The following is an 18,315-nucleotide window of genomic DNA, read 5'->3' as shown; positions in this document are numbered from 1 at the left end:
TTATTGTTGGTGTGACCACAGCGTAGACGCCTGTGGCTCAAGGCGCCGCCAGCCATTGATTAACAATGCCGTCATACACCCCGGTGGCCATGCTCAAGTGCAACCACTGGTCGACATAGCTCTTCCACGCCACATCATCACGCGGCAGCAAAAAGGCTTTTTCGCTGTACTGCATCTGCCGCTCCGGGTTGACCGCGCACAGGCCTGGCTTGAGTTTTTGCTGGTAACGCGCTTCGCTGGCGTCGGTGATCATCACGTCGGCTTTACCCGCCAGCAGCTCGTCGAAGAGGGTCACGTTGTCGTGCAAACGTATTTGCGCCTGGCCCAGATGGGTGCGGGCGAACACTTCGTTGGTGCCACCCGCCGGTTCGATCACGCGCACCTGGGGCTGGTTGATCTGCTCGACGGTCTGATAGCGCTGTACATCGGCGCAGCGCACCAGTGGGATCTTGCCGTCGACGCCCAGGGTTTGGCTGAAGAAGGCTTTCTTCTGGCGTTCCAGGGACACCGAAATTCCGCCCACGGCAATATCGCAGCGCTGGGCCAGGAAGTCCGGCATCAGCGTTTTCCACGTAGTGGGCACCCATTGGATTTTAGCGTTGAGGCTTTTTGCCAGGGACTCGGCCATGGCGATGTCGATGCCTTCATAACTGCCATCGGCGCGCAGGGACGTGTAAGGCTTGTAGTCGCCGGTGGTGCACACCGCCAGCGTGCCGCGCTGGAGTACTTCGTCCAGGCGCGAGGGGGCGGTGTCGGCCAGGGCGCTGGTCGCCAGACCGAGTACACACAGGGCTAAAAGAGCTTTCATGCGGTCGAGTCCTTGGGGCATGTCGAGGGCGCTCATTATTTCCAGCGCGGGGCAGGGTGGCAAGGTGCGTCGAATGTTTAGCCAAGCTGCAACCAAACTCCGTCAACCCTGGATTTAAACACCTATACAGGCGTGTGACGCTCGCGCTTATCTCTCGCACTGTGATTCCCGCATGGACGGCTCCTCCGACACTCACCCCGCGACACTGCCGTCCGATCTCGCGTTCTGGGCCCTGTTCCACTGCCGACACGCACGCCCACCAGACACCTTATTCCTACGTTGATCCATCCCCTGGATGGCGCGCGCCTGTGCGCCTGCCCGACACATACGTATGAGAATGCCCATGAGTGTTTTTGCCAGTCTGCACGAAGCCCAGTCTTTCCTCGAACAGCACCCAGACATCGAAATGTTCGAGCTGTTTATCCTCGACAACAATGGCGTACCGCGCGGCAAGCTGTTGCACCGCGATGAGTTGCTGGCGGTGTATGAGAGTGGTCGGCCGCTGCCCAGCACCATTCTTGGCCTGACCATCAACGGCGACGACGTGGAAAACTCCGGGCTGGTCTGGGACGTGGGCGATATTGACTGCCGCGCCTACCCGATCAGCGGCAGCTTGCAGCGCATGCCGTGGCGGCTGATCCCCACTGCAGCGGTGCAAGTCAGCATGCATCCGACAGAAGGCCTGCCCGCGACCGTGGCCGACCCCCGGCATTTGTTGGCCAAGGTGATCGACGGCCTCAAGGCCGATGGTTATTACCCGGTGATGGCGGCGGAACTGGAGTTCTACCTGCTCGACCAGAAGCTCGACAGCAATGGCCGCCCGCAACCGGCGCGCGATGTGGATGGCGGGCGCCCGCGCTCGACCCAGGTCTACGGCCTGCGCGAACTGGAGCAGATCGAGCCGTTCCTCGCCGACCTCTACAGCGCCTGCAAGCTGCAGGGCATTCCTGCGCGCACGGCGATTTCCGAATACGCGCCGGGCCAAGTGGAAATCACCCTGGAGCATCGCACCGACGCCCTGCAAGCCATGGACGAAGCCGTGCGCTACAAACGCCTGGTCAAGGGCGTGGCACATAAACACGGGATGACCGCCTGCTTCATGGCCAAGCCGTTCGACGACCTTGCCGGCACCGGCATGCACATGCACGTGAGCCTGGCGGATGCCGAGGGCAACAACCTGTTCGCCAGCGAAGCCGCCGACGGCACGCCGCTGCTGCGCCAGGCGGTGGGCGGCATGCTCAGCACCTTGCTCGATTCGCTATTGATGTTCTGCCCCAACGCCAACTCCTACCGCCGCTTCCAGGCCAACAGCTACGCGCCGCTGGCCGCCACTTGGGGCGTGGACAACCGCACCGTCAGCCTGCGTGTACCGGGCGGGCCGGCCCACTCCCGGCATATCGAACACCGTATCTGCGGCGCCGACGCCAACCCTTACCTGGCCGCGGCGGCGATCCTGGCCGGCATCCACCGCGGCATCCGTGAACAACGCGACCCCGGCGCCCCGGTAGAAGGCAACGGTTACGCCCAGGCCAAGGAGTTGCTGCCCACCGACTGGTTGACCACCCTGCGTGCCCTTGAAGATTCACGCTGGGCGCGAGAGGCATTCGGCAGTGAATTCCTAGGCGTGTACCTGGCGGTAAAACGCGCCGAATACCGCCAGTTCATGGGCGAAGTGGGCGAGCAGGATTGGCGTTGGTACCTGCACCCGGCGTGATCAGGTTTACGGCAGTGAAGGCTTCGACCTTTTTTTGACATTGCAGTGGTTAAGCTACGAATCAAGGTCGTTCACTACCGTTCAACCCACATGAGCCCGCGATGTCGCCACAATCACCTTCCTCCATCGAGATCGAATACGCCGAGCGTTGCGACCGTGAGCACGCCAGGGTCTGCGGCGAAACACATCCGCCCGGGCTGCGACAGCGCCTGGCGTCGTGGCGCGACGAATGGATGGTGCGCCAGGCGCTGAAAGTCGCCGGTGAACCCGGGCTGTTGCTCGACCTGGCCTGCGGCTCGGGGCGCTTCTGGCCGGTGCTGGCCGAACACGTCAACCGGGTGATCCTGGCCTCGGACAACTCCCAGGACATGCTCGACCACGCCCGCACCCACCACCCCGTGTCGTTGCTCAAGCGCGTCAAGACGTTCCAGGGCTCGGCGTTTTCCATCGGGTTGTCGGCGAATGCGGTGGACTGCATTTTCTGCCTGGAATTGTTTCGCCATGTACCCTGCAGCGAAGGGCGACTGGCGTTGCTGCGCGAGTTTCACCGGGTCAGCCGCGACACGGTGATTGTCTCCGTGCCTTCTCGTACCGCCGTAGAGGACGAGTTTCGCCAGTCCGGCTTCAAGGTCCTGCATCATCAGGAATTCATGCCGGGCTCAAGCCTGTGGCGGGTCTATGTGTTACGTAAGAGAGGATAAGTCCCGCCTGTCGGACTATTCTTCACCTCCTGTCTGAGTTTTCATGGTCGCCTGTGCACTGCGAATGCTCGCAAGTCCCTTTCGCGATATATACTGCGCGCCATTCTTCAAGGGAGAGCCGTGTGGCCATCGATATTCACTGGATCTGCGACAACGATAGCCTCGGCCAGCACTGCGCCGAATGGCAGCAGTTGCCATTCGTCGCCCTCGACACCGAATTCATGCGGGTCGACACCTTTTATCCCATTGCCGGGCTGATCCAGATCGGTGATGGCGTACGCGCTTACCTGATCGACCCCCTGACCATCGACAACTGGCAACCCCTGGCCGCCTTGCTGGAAAACCCGGCGGTGATCAAGGTGGTGCACGCGTGCAGTGAAGACCTCGAAGTGCTGCTGCGCTTGACCGGCAGCCTGCCGGTGCCGTTGTTCGACACCCAATTGGCGGCGGCTTACCTGAACCTCGGTTTTTCCATGGGCTATTCGCGCCTGGTGCAAGCCGTGCTGGATATCGAGCTGCCCAAGGGCGAGACCCGCTCGGACTGGCTGCAGCGGCCGCTGTCCGAGACGCAGATCAGCTACGCCGCCGAAGACGCGGTGCACCTGGCCGAGGTTTACACGCGTTTGCGTCCACGACTGTCGGACGAAAAGTACGCCTGGGTGCTGGACGACGGTGCCGAACTGGTCGCCAACCTGCGCCGCGAAGTCGACCCGTACGAGGTGTACCGCGACGCCAAGCTGGCGTGGAAACTGTCGCGTGCCCAACTCGCCGTGCTGCGTGAACTGTGCGCGTGGCGCGAGCAGCAGGCCCGTGCGCGTGACCTGCCGCGTAACCGCATCATTCGTGAACACTCGTTGTGGCCCCTGGCCAAATCCCAGCCGGATAACCTCGCCGCCCTGGGCAAGATCGAAGACATGCACCCGCGCACCGTGCGTCAGGACGGCCAGTTCCTGCTGGACCTGATCAAACGGGCCGGCAGCGTGCCGATGGACCAATGGCCGCCCGCCGTCGCCGAACCGTTGCCGGTGGATGCCGCCGCTCTGATCAAGCAACTGCGCGCCTTGGGCCAAACGTTCGCCGAGCGCCTGGACATGGCGCCGGAACTGATGCTGCGCAAGAAAACCCTGGAGGCCCTGGTCAAAAGTGGCTACCCCGACGGGCCTTATAAATTGCCAGACTCGCTGCGTGGCTGGCGCCGCGAGTTGATGGGCCAGGCGCTGCTCGACAGCCTGGCCACTGCCGGAGAACAGCCTTGAAACGTATTTGCTCCATCTATCGCAGCAAGAAAAAAGACGGGATGTACCTCTACGTGCTGAAAAGCGATGCCCTGGAGCGGGTGCCTGAACCGTTGATGGAGGCCTTCGGCAAGGCCCATCACGCGTTCGACATGGTGCTGACGCCCGAGCGCAAACTGTCCCGCGAGGACATCGCTGTGGTCTTGGAAAACCTCGACAAGCAGGGCTACCACCTGCAAATGCCGCCGGCCGAGGACGAGTACATCGAACACTTGCCCGAAGAGCTGCTGCGCCGTAACGACCCGATGTGATCGATCCGTGCCCCGTTCGGGGTACTTGCTTTAATGGAATCGTATAAGTGAGCGGTGGCCGTAAGGATGCGGGCGGCCGCTCGTACTGTTTTTGAAAGGTTTTAAGCATGCGTGTTCTGATTGCTGAACAGGATCACCCGCTCTACGCCCAATTGCTGGGCGAGGCGGCACCGGACCTGGAAGTGCTGACCAGCGGCGACTCGGCCGAGCTGTCACGCCTGGCCGCCGATTGCCCGGTATGGCTGGGCCAGCCGGACCTGCTGGCGACGTTATTGCGTCAAGGCCATCATCCGCAATGGCTGCAATCGACCTGGGCCGGCATCACCCCGTTGCTGGCCGAAGGCCTGCCCCGCGATTACCGCCTGACCCGTGCAGTCGGCATCTTTGGCCAGGTCATGGCCGAGTTTGTCCTCACCTACATGCTCGGGCACGAGCGCGAAGTGTTGGCGCGTTTGGTCAGCCAGGTCGAACGTAAATGGGACAACCGCATGGGCCAGAGCCTGGCGGGGCGCAAGGCGCTGATCGTCGGCACCGGCGATATCGGTCAGCGTGTTGCCGATTTCCTGCTGCCATTTGGCGTGAAGCTGTACGGCATCGCCAGCACCGCACGCGAACAGGCGCCGTTTATCGAAGTGGCCGGGCTCGACCAATTGGGCCGGCTGGTGGGGGAGGTGGACTACGTGATCAACCTGCTGCCCAACACGCCGAGTACCCATGACCTGTACGACGCGGCGCTGTTCAAGCAATTCAAGTCGACGGGCTTGTTCATCAACGTCGGGCGCGGAGTGGCGGTGGTCGATGCCGACCTGGTCGAGGCGTTGAAAGAGGGCCATTTGGCGGGCGCGGTGATCGACGTCTGCCGGCAGGAGCCGTTGCCGCAGCGTCATCCGTTCTGGACCGCTTGGGGGCTGCTGCTGACCGGGCACAGCTCGGCGCCGACGTCGCCGGAGTTGATGGTGGAGCTGTTTGTGCAAAACCTGCGGGCGTATGAGGCCAAGGAAGCGCTGCGCGGCGAAGTGGATTTCGAGCGCGGTTACTGACACAGCGCAACTCCAAATGTGGGAGGGGGCTTGCTCCCGATAGCGGAGTGACAGTCACTAATTGCTTTGACTGATCCACTGCAATCGGGAGCAAGCCCCCTCCCATATTTCGGATTGCGTCAGGCTTAGAGGCTGAAATCACCCTCGGACACCAGCTCGCTCAGCGGCTTGCGCGGGCTGGGTGTTTCGCGGCCTTGCAGGTATTCAGGCAATGTCGACTTATCGCCCAACTTGCCCACGGCAACGGCGGCATGCAGTGCATAACCTTCCGGGATTTTCAGCTCTTTGCGGGTCAGTTCCTGATCGAAGCCGGCCATGCCGTGGGTGTGCCAGCCGCTGAGGCTGGCTTGCAGCGCCAGATGGCCCCACGCGGAACCGGTGTCGAAGGTGTGCCACAGGGCCGGGGTTTCTTCCGTGGCGCCGGGGGCGATGAAGTCGGTTTTCGAGGCAATGATCACCAGGGCCGACGCATGCTGGGCCCAGCCACGGTTGAATTCATTCAGCAAACCGAGGAAACGCTCCCAGTCCGGCGTGTCGCGGCGCGCGTAGAGGAAACGCCACGGCTGCGAGTTGTAGGCGGAAGGTGCCCAGCGTGCGGCTTCGAAAAAGCTCAGCAGGGTTTCCTGGGAGATGCTCTCGCCCGTGAAGGCACGAGGCGACCAGCGGTCGGTGAACTGGGTGTGGATCGGATAATCGGCAACACGGGTCATGAGCAGTTCCTGATCGTCAATTCGGCGCTCAAAGCTACTGCGCGGTCACTAGACTGACAAGTGTTGTTACACCGCCAGTCGCTAGCGCTTGGTTCCAGGCGCCGTGGGCACTAGACTGGCGGCCTTTTCACCTACCGATACTGATGTAGAGCCATGGCCGCCAAAGTCGAACCTTTCTGGATACGCAAAACCCTTGAACACCTCGACCAGGAGGAGTGGGAGTCGTTGTGCGACGGCTGTGGCCTGTGCTGCCTGCAGAAGCTTGAGGACGAAGACGACAACAGCGTTTATTACACGCGTATCGCCTGCAAGCTGCTCGACCTGAAAACCTGCCAGTGCACCGACTACCCCAACCGCCGTGCGTCGGTGCCGGACTGCATTCAACTCACCCCGGGCCAGGCCGACCAGTTCAAATGGCTGCCGCCGACCTGCGGCTACCGGCTGGTCAGCGAACGCAATGACCTGCCGCTGTGGCACCACCTGGTCTGCGGTGACCGCGACGCCGTGCACCATGAACGTATTTCCCAGTCCGGGCGCATGCTCAGCGAAGGCAGCGTGCCCGAGGATGACTGGGAGGATTACCTGATTTTCCGCGCGGGCTGAACAAGGAGTGGGTATGAGGGGGGGATTCAAGCGGGCGGTACCTGTGGTGCTGCTGGCGCTGAGCACGCCGGCGTGGTGCGCAAAGAAAGTCGACCTGGATTATCACGTCAAACTGTTGCCCCAGAGCGATCAGGCCGAGGTACGTGTAAGCCTGTCCCAGGGCTCGGCGGTACGCAGCCTGAACTTCGACCTGGGCCGCGATGGCGACTACAGCGACTTCAAGGCCGACGGCCAGTGGAGCGTCAACGAGCACCGTGGCCTCTGGCAGCCCAGCGCCAGCAAAGCCAGCTTGACCTACCGCGTGCGCCTTACCCACGCGCGCAAACCGGGTATCTATGAAGCGCGCATGACGCCGAGCTGGGCGTTGTTTCGCGGTGAAGACCTGGTGCCAACCGCACGGCTTGACCAGCAGGACGGCGTCGAGTTGGTCTCGCGCCTGGTGTTCGAGCTGCCGGCCGGCTGGAAGAGTGTCGAGACCGCCTGGCCGCGCATCGGCAAGAACACGTTCCGTATCGACAACGTCTCGCGCCTGTTCGACCGGCCCACCGGCTGGATGCTCGCCGGCAACCTTGGCAGCCGCCGCGTGCGCCTGGGCGAGACGGAAGTCACCGTGGCCTCGCCCAAGGGCCAGGCGATGCGCCGTATGGATGTACTGACGTTGCTGACCTTCGTCTGGCCTCAGGTGGAAGCGGCGTTCCCGCGGCATCCGGCCAAGCTGCTGGTGGTGGGCGCCAGCGACCCGATGCGCCGCGGGGCGTTCTCGGCACGCGACTCGATCTACCTCAACAGCCGCACGCCGCTGGTCAGCGAAAACGGCAGCAGCCCGTTGGTGCGTGAAGTGGTGCAGGCGATTGGCCGCTTCAATGACCACGACACCAGTGACTGGATCAGCGAAGGCCTGGCCGACTACTACGCCATTGAACTGGTGCGCCGAGCCGGGGGCATCACCGATCAGCGGTATCAGGCGATACAGGCGCGCCTGGCCAAGGAAGGCAAGGACGTGACCAGCCTGCGTGGCGAACACGTCAGCGGCGCGACGGTGTCACGGGCGGTGGTGGTGCTGCAGGAGCTGGACCGCGAGATCCGCGTGAAGACTCATAACAAGCGTTCACTGGATGACCTCGCGCAAGCGGTGATGCGGGCAAACAGCATCACCACTGCGGAGTTCGTGCAACTGGCCGAGAGCATTATCGGCGAGTCGTCAGTGGTGCTGGATTCCAAATTAGTGCATTGACGCAGACCCACCGTGGGAGGGGAAACCCCTTCCCACGGTGGGATCTTCAATCTCTTTGAGCGTGGCGTCAGCCAGCGGTTTTGGTAGCTTTCTCAACCGCCACTTCGGCTTTGGTCTTCAAGTTCTTCAACTCTTCCCCGGCCCGTTCGATCTTCGTGCGCACCGTGTTCATTTCATGGCGGCCCTGTTCCAGCTTGTCTTTGAGCGAACTGTGCCCAGTGAAGCCACGTGCCAGCGCCACGCCGCCGATCGCTATCTGGATCAGGCCGAAAAGCCCGCCACGGCGCAGGCCTTTGCCGACCATGATCACGCCACCGGCCACCGAGCCGATACGTTCCCAGCCGTGCACGTTTTGCGTGGGCTGAGGTTCAAACGGGGTGTGCTCGATGATAGGGCGCAAGGTTTTACTGTCGCTCATGGTCTGTCTCCAACAAGGGCTAGTGATAAATAGCTGACTGCCCGCAGGCGCCGGATGTTCCCAAAAAATCAGTACTTGGGGCCCGAACGGGTGTTGTTGCCCTTGGCCAGGCGGTCATAGAGCACCACGTTGACGGTGGCGGCGAGGTTCATGCAGCCGGTGGTCGGGATGTACACAACGTCTTCACACCAGTCGCGGATCTCTTTGTCGAGGGAGCCGTCTTCCGGGCCGAAAATGTACAGCGCGCGGTCGGGGTGGGTGTATTCCGGCAGCGGGCGGGCGCCTTCCACCAGTTCCACGGCAACGGGAATGCAGCCCAGCGGCAGGATCTTTTTCAGGTCATCGATGCCGATCAGCGGAATGTCGTGGTGGACTTTCTTGGTGTCGGTGATGAAGTCCCGGGCGCGCTCGTAACGCACGCCGGTGTAGAACACCGAGGCCACGCCGTAGCAGCCGGCGGCGCGCATGACCGAGCCGACGTTTTCGGGGGATTTGGGGTTATACAGACCGATGCAGCTGTAGCGTTTATTGCCCACGGGGAAGGGTGCCTTGGAGAAAAACGGCGATTATACGGGGATTGGCCTAAACAATGTGGTGAGCGGGCTTGCCCCGCGCTGGGGCGCGAAGCGGCCCCAACGCCAATTACCGCCTGTTTACCTGGCTTTATTGGGGCTGTTGCGCAGCGCTAGCCCGCTGACCCCATTCAGTCGTCTTTCTTCATCAACCCCGCCAACGCCGCAAACGGGTTATGCGTGGCCTTGGCAATCGTCGGGCTGCTGGTGGAGCCTTCGCCGAAATACTGCTGGTCGGTATAACGCGAGTGCTCGTTGTCGTGGCAATACAGGCACAACAACTCCCAGTTGGAACCGTCCTGGGGATTGTCATCATGATTGTGGTTACGGTGGTGTACGGTCAGTTCACTCAAGCGTTTGCCGGCAAACTCACGCGCGCAGCGGCCGCACACGTGGGGGTACATCTTCAAGGCTTTGTCGCGGTAGCCCATTTCCCGGTCGCGCTGGGCATCGGCGAGGATGCGGTCCAGCTTGGCGGTGTGGGAGGGCGGGTTGGTTGAGCTCATCATGGCTCCTGGCTATTTGATGGTTCACGGATAGGGTTGATTCTAGCCGCTCGCGTTGTAAATAACCGCTTCACTTTATCGATAAGGATTTGAAACTCATGCGTCTGCATTCATGGACTGTTGCATTGTTGCTGTGTGGGATGGCTGCCCACGCCCAGGCATTCTCTACACCTCAGCCTGGGCAGGTGATCGAGGTGGCCCTCGAACAATTACACCCGACCCAGGCCGTGGTGGGTTTTGACCAGATTTACTACAGCCTCGGGCTGTTTGCCGACAAACCTGCCAAGGTCTTTGATGAATACTGTGAGACCAATGGCCAGGGCGAGGCGGATAAAGTCCCCAAGGGCGCCGACCTGCATAAGCCTGCCAGCTTTACCTGCAAGGACCCGGTGGGCAGCCATCCCGAGGACATGAAAACCGTGGTGGTCGGCCCCGGTGGCCAGTTGTACCTGACCGACGGTCACCACAGCTTCACCACCTTGTGGGAAGTGCCCGGCGGCGGCCCCCGCTTGAAAATGTGGGTCAAGGTTACGGATGACTTCAGCAACAGCCCGGACATGCAGCGTTTCTGGCAGCGCATGCAGGCCGCGCGCAAAGTCTGGCTCAAGGACAATCAAGGCCAGGCCCTGCCGCCTGAGCAGTTGCCGGCTCACCTGGGGTTCAAGCATCTGCAGGACGACACCTTTCGCAGCCTGGTGTATTTCACTCGTAAGGCTGCTTATGGCAAGCCTGATGCTGGCGAAGTTGCGCCGGAGTTCCTGGAGTTTTACTGGGGGAACTGGTTGCGCACGCAGATCGACCTGGGGGCTTTCAATCTGAACAAGAAGGGCGGCTATAGCGACGCCATTGAGGCGGTGGCCAAGCGGATGGTCAGCTTGGCGCCGGGGGCGCAGGTCGGTGACAGCGGGTTTACTGCCCATCAGTTGGGCGGTATGACCAAGCTGGACCGCGATGAGCTGGAGAAGACTTTCGACAAAAAAGTGCCGTATGTGATGGATTACCGTAAATCTCGAAACTGATGCGGGACGAGATGTGGGTGCTGGTTTGGCTGTGATTTGGGCACCTGGGTGTATGAGGTTCACCGTATAGGTATGGGGCTGGACCTGTGGCGAGGGAGCTTGCTCCCGCTGGCGACCTAACGGCCGACCACCATCTAATTGTTAGGCTGCGATCCAAATGTGGGAGGGGGCTTGCCCCCGATGGCGGTGTGTCAGTCGATTCATCAGGTGACTGATTCAGCGCCATCGGGGCCTCGGTATCTACACAATTCTGGGTATGGCGCAGGACCTGTGGCGAGGGAGCTTGCTCCCGTGGCGGCCTGACGGCTGACCTGGATGTTGGATCAGACAGGGTACATATCCGTTATTTAGGTAACGGCCACTATGGGTTCCGCTTTTACAGCGGCTCACTTTTGAAGAGCGCAAAAGTAAGCAAAACGCTCTTGCCCCAACACTCGGCACCTCGCTCACGCTCGGTGTGCCCGTAATCCGACAGGTATTTGGGGGGCCGCCGCCACGCGCCATCCATGGCGCGGGGCGGCTAAACCGGCATCCCTGCCGGTTTACCCCCCAAATCCCTGTCGAATTCCGGCCAGCGTGTTTGACGGGGCGCCTAATATCAAAAGCTAGATCAAGATCAGGATCAAGAGCGGCTCGCTTCGCATCGTGGTTAGCTTTGGGGGGCTCCCACAGTGCGTTCAGCCTTTGAGCTTCTCGGCAATCCAGATGGTATGCCGCGTGCCCTTGTTGCCGTGGGCAAACACTTGCACTTCTTCGGCCTTGAATCCGGCTTTGCGCAGTTTGTCGCTGAACAGTTTATCGGCGCTGGCCGACCACACGGCCAGTACGCCTTTGGGGCGCAGGGCTTTGGCGCATGCCGCCAGGCCGCCGGCGGAGTAGAGCCAGCTGTTGGCTTTTTGGGTGAGGCCTTCGGGGCCGTTGTCCACATCCAGCATGATCGCGTCAAAGCCCTGGGGCTCGGCTTGCAGCACCTTGGCCACGTCTTCCAGGCGGATCACCGTGCGCGGGTCCAGCAACGGGCGGCCGGATTTTTCTCCCAGTGGTCCGCGGTTCCATTCCACGACGCCGGGCACCAGCTCGGCGACGACTACTTCGGCGGTCTTGCCTAAATGCTTGAGTGCCGAGGCCAGGGTAAAACCCATGCCCAAGCCACCAATCAACACCCGCGAACCGGGGCGGCCGGCGACTTTGCGGCAGGGGATTTCCGCCAGGGCGTCTTCGGAGTCGTGCATGCGCGTGTTCATCAATTGGCCGCCGTCACCGCCCTGGATCTTGATGACGAAATCTTCACCGTATTCGAACAGGCACAAGGCACCGCCGTTGTCGGGGATCGGGGTGGTGTCCAGCAGAACGAAACGTTTCATGGAAATCTCATTGGGAAGGGCATTCTTGCGCGGTTGGGAGTAGCCTTACGACATTCCGGTCAGGCCATGGAGCCATCGATGAAGTGCAGCATTCTAACGGTCATTGTGTTGAGCGCGCTCGCCTTGGGTGCGGCGCAGGCTCAGGAGTTGCAAACCGTACCGGTCGCGCCAGCCCCAACGCCAGGCGCACCGGGCACCCCGACGCCGACGCTGTACCCGCAAGTGACCCCGCCTGCCGTGCCCAAGACGAACGGTTCGCCACCCTTGGTGCCCATCGTGCTGCCAACGCCGCCGAAGGACCAGACCGTGCCCGGCCTGCAGCAAAACGACAGCAAGCCGAAGACGCCCGGCGGTTAAAACTGTTGCGAGAGTAATTGGCCGTCGGCCATGCGCAGGCGTTTGGACAGGGCAATGGCGATTGCGCGGATGATCTTGGCGGCCACCCTGGGCGCTTCGTTGAGCATCTTTTCCAGAGCGTCCTTACCCAGGTTCAACAGCACGCAGTCACTCGCCGCCACGCAACTGGCCGAGCGTCGTTCGCCGTCGAGTACCGCCATTTCGCCAAAAGCCCGGCCACTGCGCAGGGTGGCGATCGTCAGGCGCTGGCCATCGTGGTGGGTTTTCTGCACCGCCACCTGGCCGCTGTGGAGGATGCACATGAACGTGCCGGCATCGCCCTCGAGAAAAATCACCTCGTCACGGGCAATGCTGCTGATATTGAAGTAGCCGGCGGCGATGTGAAAATCCTCCGGCAACAGCGGGTCGAACAGGCCGCAGTCCATGAGCATGTCACGGATCTCGGTATTCATATGTGTCGGTAGTGCCATGGCTGCAATCTTGGTCCATCAATCATGTAGGGCGGTCCTGTGTTCAGACAGAACCGCCCGGCTAAGTTCCTTAAACCAGCCCCAGCGCCTTGAACACAAATCCATATTCGAGCGCTACGTCACGTAATCCCTGGTAACGACCGCTCATGCCACCGTGGCCGGCGCCCAGTTCGGTCTTGAGCAACAGCAGGTTGTCGTCGGTCTTGGTGTCACGCAACTTGGCGACCCACTTGGCGGCTTCCCAATATTGCACGCGGCTGTCGTTGTAGCCGGCGATCACCAGCATGTGCGGGTAGGCCTGGGGGCTGACATTTTCGTACGGCGCGTAGCCCTTGATGCGTGCATACACCTCGGGCTCCTGCGGGTTGCCCCACTCGTCGTACTCGGTGATGGTCAGGGGCAGTTCCGGGTCGAGCATGGTGTTGAGCACGTCGACGAACGGCACTTCGGCAATCGCCGCCTGGAACAGCGCCGGGCGCTGGTTGAGTACCGCGCCGATCAGCAGGCCGCCGGCACTGCCGCCGCTGATCGCCAGTTGCTTGGAGGTGGTCAGGCCCTGGGCGATCAGGTGTTCGGCGCAGGCGATAAAGTCGCTGAAGGTGTTCTGCTTGTGTTCCTGCTTGCCCGCGCGGTACCAGGCTTCGCCCAGCTCGCCGCCGCCGCGCACATGCGCAATGGCGAAGGCCACGCCACGGTCCAGCAGGCTCAAGCGTGCATGGGAGAACCACGGGTCGAGGCTTGAACCGTAGGCGCCGTAGCCGTACAGGTACAAAGGCACAGGTTTACCGAGGTGGTCGCGCTTGACCACCAGGCTGATCGGCACTTGGGTGCCATCCGCCGAGCTGGCCCACAGGCGTTGGCTCACATAGTCATCGGCGTTGAACACGCCCAGTACCGGCGTTTCCTTGAGCACCTGCTGCGCACCGCTGGCCAGTTCCAGTTGGCGGACCTGGGCCGGTCGGTTCAACGCTTCGTAGCGCAGACGGATCTTGTTGCTGGAAAACTCCAGGCTGTTCTGTACGTAGAGGCTGTAGGCGGCGTCAGGCAATTCCACGCGATAGGCCGGCAGGCCTTCCGGGTGCACTTCGATCACCGGCAGGCCACCCATGCGCAGGCTCAGGGTCATGGCACTGGTATTCAGGCTCACGCCGTCGAGCATCACCTCGTCGCTGTGGGGGATGAGGTTTTGCCACTCATCCTCGGTCGGCACGTCGCCGATGTCGGTTGCCACGAACAGTGCGTAGTTGATGCCCTCCCGGTTGCTGCGGATAAACCAGGTCCACGCGCCATTCAGCTGGCCGTGGTCGACATCGTATTCGTGGTCCTCGACCCGCGGCGCCAGGCAGGTGAAGTCCAGGTGCGGCTGGTTGGCGTCCAGCGCCCAGACCTCGCTGGTGGTCTTGCTGCCCAGCGACAGCAGCAACTGGCGCTCGGAGCTGGAACGGTAGCAATGCAGGAAAAATCGGCCGTCTGGCTCATGGAACACTTCCTGCGCGGCCGTGCCATCCAGGCGGTAGCGATACAGTTTGTGCGGACGGTGGGTGTCGTCCAGTTCGCCGAAGAACAGCGTCAGGCTGTCGTTGGCCCAGGTCATGCTGCCGTCGCAGTCCTGGAATTCCAGTTCGCTGACCTTGCCGGTCGCCAATTCCTTCACGTACAGGGTGTAGATCTCTTCACCGCTGGTGTCGAGGCTGTAGGCCAGGCGCTGGTGGTCGGGGCTGATGCTGAACGCGCCGAGGGAGAAGAAACCGCCATTGGCCAGCACGTTCGGGTCCAGCAACAACTCCTCGCTGCTGTCATCCACCTGGTTGCTGTCGTCGGCCGGGCGACGGCAGCGGTAGTGACGGGCGTACTCGTCACCGGCGGTGGTGCGGGTGTAGTAGAGGTACGGGCCCCAGGGCGAGGGCAGGGACAGATCGGTTTCGAGAATGCGGCCCTTGATCTCCTCGAACAGGGTTTCGCGCAGCGTCTGCTTGTCGGCGAGCTGGGCTTCCTGCCAGGCGTTTTCGGCCTTGAGGTAGTCGAGCACCTCAGCGCTGTCACGCTCCTGCAGCCAGGCGTACGGATCTGGGCCTGGGGCCTTGCGGGCAATCGGGGGGAGCGATATAGGCATGGATTATTCTCTATCTGGCGGACGGTGGCAGGCATTGCAGCCGCGACACGCAAAAGCCGTTATCATAGCCGCCTGTTTGCCTACCTTGCCATGGACACCATGACCGAGAACGACTATCTGACCGCTTGGGGCCTTTACGCCTTCGCCGCTTTGGGCTGCCTGTTGGTGTGGTGGCGCATGACCCGCTGGATCTGGCGCTGGCTGCGCGAGCCGCTGCAATTGCTGATGGCGGTGCTGTTGTTCAGCCCGACCATCGTCGACCCGGTCAAGACTCAGTTCGCCCCGGCCGTGGCCATCACCGCCCTGGACCTGGTGCTCAAGGTCGGCAACAACGCCTGGCGGGCCATCTCCGATCTGTTCATGTACACCATGATCGCCTTTGGCGTGTACATCGTGTTTGTGCTGATCCGCTGGCCCATCGAGCGCGCCGCCAACGCCCGCCGTGAGCGCAAGGCCGCCGCCGATGCGGCCCTGGCCGCCGAACCGGATGAAGATGAAGACGACGTGCCTTTCCGCCGTCCTGCACCTGTGAGCGGTATGCGCGTAGAACCGCGCCTTTAACGTCGTCCGCCCTGCAGCGAGAGCCCTGGCATGTGTGAATTATTGGGCATGAGTGCCAACGTCCCCACCGACATCGTGTTCAGCTTTACCGGGCTGATGCAACGCGGTGGGCGCACCGGCCCCCACCGTGACGGTTGGGGCATCGCGTTTTACGAGGGCCGTGGCCTGCGTCTGTTCCAGGATCCGGCTGCCAGCAGTGAATCCGAAGTCGCGCTGCTGGTGCAGCGTTACCCGATCAAAAGTGAAGTGGTGATTGGCCATATCCGCCAGGCGAATGTCGGCAAGGTCAGCCTGGCCAATACCCACCCGTTCGTGCGCGAACTGTGGGGCCGCAACTGGTGCTTCGCACACAACGGCCAGCTGGCGGACTTCAAGCCCCGCGCCACCTTTTACCGCCCGGTGGGCGACACCGACAGCGAAGCGGCCTTCTGCGACCTGCTTAACCGCGTGCGCGAGGCCTTCCCTGAACCGGTGGACCTTGAACAGGTGCTGCCGGACCTGATCGCCGCCTGCTCCGAATACCGCAGCAAAGGCGTGTTCAACTGCCTGCTCAGTGATGGCGACTGGCTGTTTTGCTACTGCTCGACCAAATTGGCGCAGATCACCCGCCGCGCACCCTTCGGCCCTGCACGCCTGAAAGATGTCGACGTGATCGTCGATTTTCAGGCCGAAACCACGCCCAATGATGTCGTGACGGTGATCGCCACCGAGCCTTTGACCGACAACGAAAACTGGACCCGCTACGAACCGGGCCAATGGAGCCTGTGGCGACGCGGTGAATGCGTCAGCCAGGGCATCACCGAGTAAGGATATCGCCCATGTTGCTCAGTTATCTGCGGTTGGTGCTGTTTGCCATTGGCCTGTTGGTCGGCGTGCAAGTGCCCGGGTTTATCAACGACTACGCCAAGCGCGTCGAAGCCCACTTGATCGAGGCCCAGACCGGCCTCAGCGGGTTTGAAACCACCGCGCGGCAGTTCTTCAACGGTGACTTGAAGGCGTTGGTGGCGCATTACCGTGCCAGTGACGACCCGGTGTTCCAGAGCGACGCCAACAGCCTCGGCGCGATGCTTGACCGCCAAGTGGCGTTGGACAAGCAATTCCAGGCCATGCAAGGCCCGTGGTACATCCGCGCCCTGCAAGTGGCGGTGGCGGCCGACCCGGACATTCGCCAGGAAACCTGGAAGGGCTACAGCTATCAGATTCTGCTGACCCCCGAAGCCATGGGCTGGGGATTGGGCGGGGCGATGCTGTTGTCGTTCGGCATCGAGTGCCTGTTCCGCCTGATCGATTGGGTGGTACTGGGCGGCAAGCGCCTGCGCCAGAGCCGGCCGATCGAAGAGCGAGATCTCAAGGGCCTCTAAAGGTTCAACTCGGGGAAAATGTGGGAGGGGGCTTGCCCCCGATAGGGGAGTGTCAGTCAATAGATCAGTGACTGAACCACCGCCATCGGGGGCAAGCCCCCTCCCACAGTTTTATCCAGTGTCTTCAGTGAGGTTGTGCACTCAGCACCATCCGCTCCGCACCGACCTCCTCGGCATACCGCGCCACCACCTTGTGGCACAACCCCACAATCTCCTCCACCAACTCCACCCCCACGCGCCACGACACCACCACCTGCAAATTCGGCAGTTTCTGCGCCATCGGCAACATCACCAATTCCCCGCGCGCCAGTTCTTCGCGCACCAGCACCGGCGGCAGCGCGCCAATGCCAAAACCATCGCGCAACAACCGCGTAATCGCCGACACCGAATTCACGCAGTTCATCCGTGGCGCCGCCACGCCGTTGGCCTGCATCAGGCTGATAACGTCCTGGTGCGGGTGGGAGTTTTTCGAATACGTGATGATGCGCTCCTGGGCCAGTTCGGCCAGGGAGGCGTAGTCACGGTTGTAGATCGACTGGCTGGCGACGATCCAGGCCATGGGGTGGCTGGCCAGTTCCAGGCTGCGCACGGTTTCGAGGCGCAGCAGGTCGGTTTGCAGGATCAGGTCGAGGAAGCCTTTTTGCAGCTGATCGCTGAGGTTCAGCGCGGTATCGGCGACCAATTCGATTTCCACTAACGGGAAATGGTCCATCAGTTCCGCCACCAGTGGGCTGAGCCAGGTGTGGATCACCGTGTCCATGGCGCCGATCCGAATGCGCCCGACCTTGCTGCTGGTGGTCTCCAGGGACTGCTTCAAGCCCTGCATGGTCACCATCATCTGCTCGGCGTAGTCGAGCACCTTCAAGCCTTCCGGGGTCAGGCTCACGCCACGCGAATCGCGCAGAAACAGCTTCACCCCCAGCTCGCTTTCCAGCACCGCGATGCGGCTGGAGATCGACGCCTGGGTGGTGAACAACTTCTCGGCGGTCAGGCGGAAACTCTTGAGCTTGGCCACCCAGACGAAGGTTTCGAGGAACTTCAAATTCATGGGATCAACTTTTTCTTATGCATGGATCGGTTTTTATTAGTTGGACGCCGTACCGGGCCAGCGCCAAAAATCGAGCCATTCCACGATAAGCGCCGTTGGGGTGTCAGGACAAGTTGCGAGTTCTGTGTAAAAAATCCCACACTACAAAAAAATAAAGCCTACAGGAGCGA

At 61.8% G+C, this 18,315-nt stretch carries 21 protein-coding genes; 12 read left to right on the top strand and 9 right to left on the bottom strand.

Going from position 1 to position 18,315, the window contains the following annotated elements; all coding sequences use genetic code 11:
• Positions 1–37 precede the first annotated feature (37 nt).
• Complete coding sequence (locus tag K7431_RS06855; protein ID WP_043204953.1) at positions 38–808, bottom strand: transporter substrate-binding domain-containing protein; 771 nt, start codon at positions 806–808, stop codon at positions 38–40.
• Positions 809–1,151: 343 nt separating this feature from the next.
• Between K7431_RS06855 and K7431_RS06850 the strand changes: the two genes are divergently transcribed.
• The 5 genes from K7431_RS06850 (at position 1,152) to K7431_RS06830 (ending at position 5,809) form a co-directional block, all read left to right on the top strand.
• On the top strand, positions 1,152–2,522 hold the full coding sequence (locus tag K7431_RS06850; RefSeq protein ID WP_012722807.1) for a glutamine synthetase family protein: 1,371 nt from the start codon (positions 1,152–1,154) through the stop codon (positions 2,520–2,522).
• 101 nt (positions 2,523–2,623) lie between these two features.
• The gene (locus tag K7431_RS06845) at positions 2,624–3,223 is read left to right on the top strand and encodes a class I SAM-dependent methyltransferase (RefSeq protein ID WP_012722808.1); all 600 of its coding nucleotides are present in this window, start codon (positions 2,624–2,626) and stop codon (positions 3,221–3,223) included.
• A 122-nt stretch (positions 3,224–3,345) separates the two neighbouring features.
• The gene (rnd, locus tag K7431_RS06840) at positions 3,346–4,479 is read left to right on the top strand and encodes a ribonuclease D (RefSeq protein ID WP_012722809.1); all 1,134 of its coding nucleotides are present in this window, start codon (positions 3,346–3,348) and stop codon (positions 4,477–4,479) included.
• Positions 4,476–4,769, top strand: coding sequence for a YcgL domain-containing protein (locus K7431_RS06835; RefSeq protein WP_003189597.1), 294 nt, complete (start codon positions 4,476–4,478; stop codon positions 4,767–4,769). The genes rnd and K7431_RS06835 overlap by 4 nt, the downstream gene beginning before the upstream one ends.
• 107 nt (positions 4,770–4,876) lie before the next feature.
• Positions 4,877–5,809 carry a D-2-hydroxyacid dehydrogenase gene (locus K7431_RS06830; RefSeq protein ID WP_012722810.1) on the top strand — a complete coding sequence of 311 codons (933 nt, stop codon included), beginning with the start codon at positions 4,877–4,879 and terminating at the stop codon, positions 5,807–5,809.
• A 125-nt stretch (positions 5,810–5,934) separates the two neighbouring features.
• Here K7431_RS06830 and K7431_RS06825 read toward each other — a convergent pair whose 3' ends face one another.
• Entirely contained in the window at positions 5,935–6,519 is a 585-nt protein-coding gene (locus tag K7431_RS06825; protein ID WP_012722811.1) for a nitroreductase family protein, read from the bottom strand.
• Positions 6,520–6,672: 153 nt separating this feature from the next.
• Here K7431_RS06825 and K7431_RS06820 point away from each other — a divergent pair, with 153 nt between their 5' ends.
• Positions 6,673–7,122, top strand: coding sequence for a YcgN family cysteine cluster protein (locus K7431_RS06820; RefSeq protein WP_012722812.1), 450 nt, complete (start codon positions 6,673–6,675; stop codon positions 7,120–7,122).
• Between the two features lie 13 nt (positions 7,123–7,135).
• Positions 7,136–8,356, top strand: coding sequence for a hypothetical protein (locus tag K7431_RS06815; RefSeq protein ID WP_012722813.1), 1,221 nt, complete (start codon positions 7,136–7,138; stop codon positions 8,354–8,356).
• 67 nt (positions 8,357–8,423) lie between these two features.
• On the opposite strand, the gene K7431_RS06810 is transcribed toward K7431_RS06815, so the two are convergent.
• The 3 genes from K7431_RS06810 to K7431_RS06800 all read right to left on the bottom strand — a co-directional run bounded on the left by K7431_RS06810 (position 8,424) and on the right by K7431_RS06800 (position 9,852).
• Positions 8,424–8,774: a YgaP family membrane protein gene (locus K7431_RS06810; RefSeq protein WP_012722814.1), complete on the bottom strand. Its 351-nt coding sequence runs from the start codon at positions 8,772–8,774 to the stop codon at positions 8,424–8,426.
• A gap of 68 nt (positions 8,775–8,842) precedes the next feature.
• Positions 8,843–9,310, bottom strand: a complete 468-nt coding sequence (locus tag K7431_RS06805; protein WP_003189607.1) for an RNA methyltransferase — start codon at positions 9,308–9,310, stop codon at positions 8,843–8,845.
• Between the two features lie 167 nt (positions 9,311–9,477).
• Positions 9,478–9,852, bottom strand: a complete 375-nt coding sequence (locus K7431_RS06800; protein ID WP_003210675.1) for a YajD family HNH nuclease — start codon at positions 9,850–9,852, stop codon at positions 9,478–9,480.
• Between the two features lie 98 nt (positions 9,853–9,950).
• On the opposite strand from K7431_RS06800, the gene K7431_RS06795 reads away from it, so the two are divergent.
• Positions 9,951–10,871 (top strand): ParB/Srx family N-terminal domain-containing protein, encoded by a 921-nt coding sequence (locus tag K7431_RS06795; RefSeq protein ID WP_043204955.1) that lies wholly within the window; start codon positions 9,951–9,953, stop codon positions 10,869–10,871.
• A 677-nt stretch (positions 10,872–11,548) separates the two neighbouring features.
• On the opposite strand, the gene K7431_RS06790 is transcribed toward K7431_RS06795, so the two are convergent.
• Positions 11,549–12,235 (bottom strand): spermidine synthase, encoded by a 687-nt coding sequence (locus K7431_RS06790; RefSeq protein ID WP_012722817.1) that lies wholly within the window; start codon positions 12,233–12,235, stop codon positions 11,549–11,551.
• A gap of 78 nt (positions 12,236–12,313) precedes the next feature.
• On the opposite strand from K7431_RS06790, the gene K7431_RS06785 reads away from it, so the two are divergent.
• A complete protein-coding gene (locus tag K7431_RS06785; protein WP_025858461.1) occupies positions 12,314–12,592 on the top strand; it encodes a hypothetical protein in 279 nt (92 codons plus the stop codon).
• Here the strand turns inward: K7431_RS06785 and K7431_RS06780 are convergent.
• Positions 12,589–13,062: a cyclic nucleotide-binding domain-containing protein gene (locus K7431_RS06780; protein WP_012722819.1), complete on the bottom strand. Its 474-nt coding sequence runs from the start codon at positions 13,060–13,062 to the stop codon at positions 12,589–12,591. The genes K7431_RS06785 and K7431_RS06780 overlap by 4 nt on opposite strands.
• Before the next feature lie 70 nt (positions 13,063–13,132).
• Positions 13,133–15,175: a S9 family peptidase gene (locus tag K7431_RS06775; protein WP_012722820.1), complete on the bottom strand. Its 2,043-nt coding sequence runs from the start codon at positions 15,173–15,175 to the stop codon at positions 13,133–13,135.
• 24 nt (positions 15,176–15,199) lie between these two features.
• On the opposite strand from K7431_RS06775, the gene K7431_RS06770 reads away from it, so the two are divergent.
• Genes K7431_RS06770 through K7431_RS06760 form a run of 3 tightly spaced genes read left to right on the top strand, consistent with a single transcriptional unit; the run spans position 15,200 to position 17,097 of the window.
• Complete coding sequence (locus K7431_RS06770; protein ID WP_043204959.1) at positions 15,200–15,736, top strand: hypothetical protein; 537 nt, start codon at positions 15,200–15,202, stop codon at positions 15,734–15,736.
• A gap of 30 nt (positions 15,737–15,766) precedes the next feature.
• Complete coding sequence (locus tag K7431_RS06765; RefSeq protein WP_012722822.1) at positions 15,767–16,543, top strand: class II glutamine amidotransferase; 777 nt, start codon at positions 15,767–15,769, stop codon at positions 16,541–16,543.
• A gap of 11 nt (positions 16,544–16,554) precedes the next feature.
• Entirely contained in the window at positions 16,555–17,097 is a 543-nt protein-coding gene (locus tag K7431_RS06760) for a DUF2937 family protein (protein WP_012722823.1), read from the top strand.
• Positions 17,098–17,221: 124 nt separating this feature from the next.
• Here K7431_RS06760 and K7431_RS06755 read toward each other — a convergent pair whose 3' ends face one another.
• Positions 17,222–18,145 carry a LysR family transcriptional regulator gene (locus K7431_RS06755; RefSeq protein WP_012722824.1) on the bottom strand — a complete coding sequence of 308 codons (924 nt, stop codon included), beginning with the start codon at positions 18,143–18,145 and terminating at the stop codon, positions 17,222–17,224.
• Between the last annotated feature and the right edge of the window lie 170 nt (positions 18,146–18,315).

The sequence above is a fragment of the Pseudomonas fluorescens group sp. genome (genome assembly GCF_020093335.1).
Taxonomy (GTDB): domain Bacteria; phylum Pseudomonadota; class Gammaproteobacteria; order Pseudomonadales; family Pseudomonadaceae; genus Aquipseudomonas; species Aquipseudomonas petroselini.
This window is presented reverse-complemented; position numbering and strand designations above follow the sequence as displayed.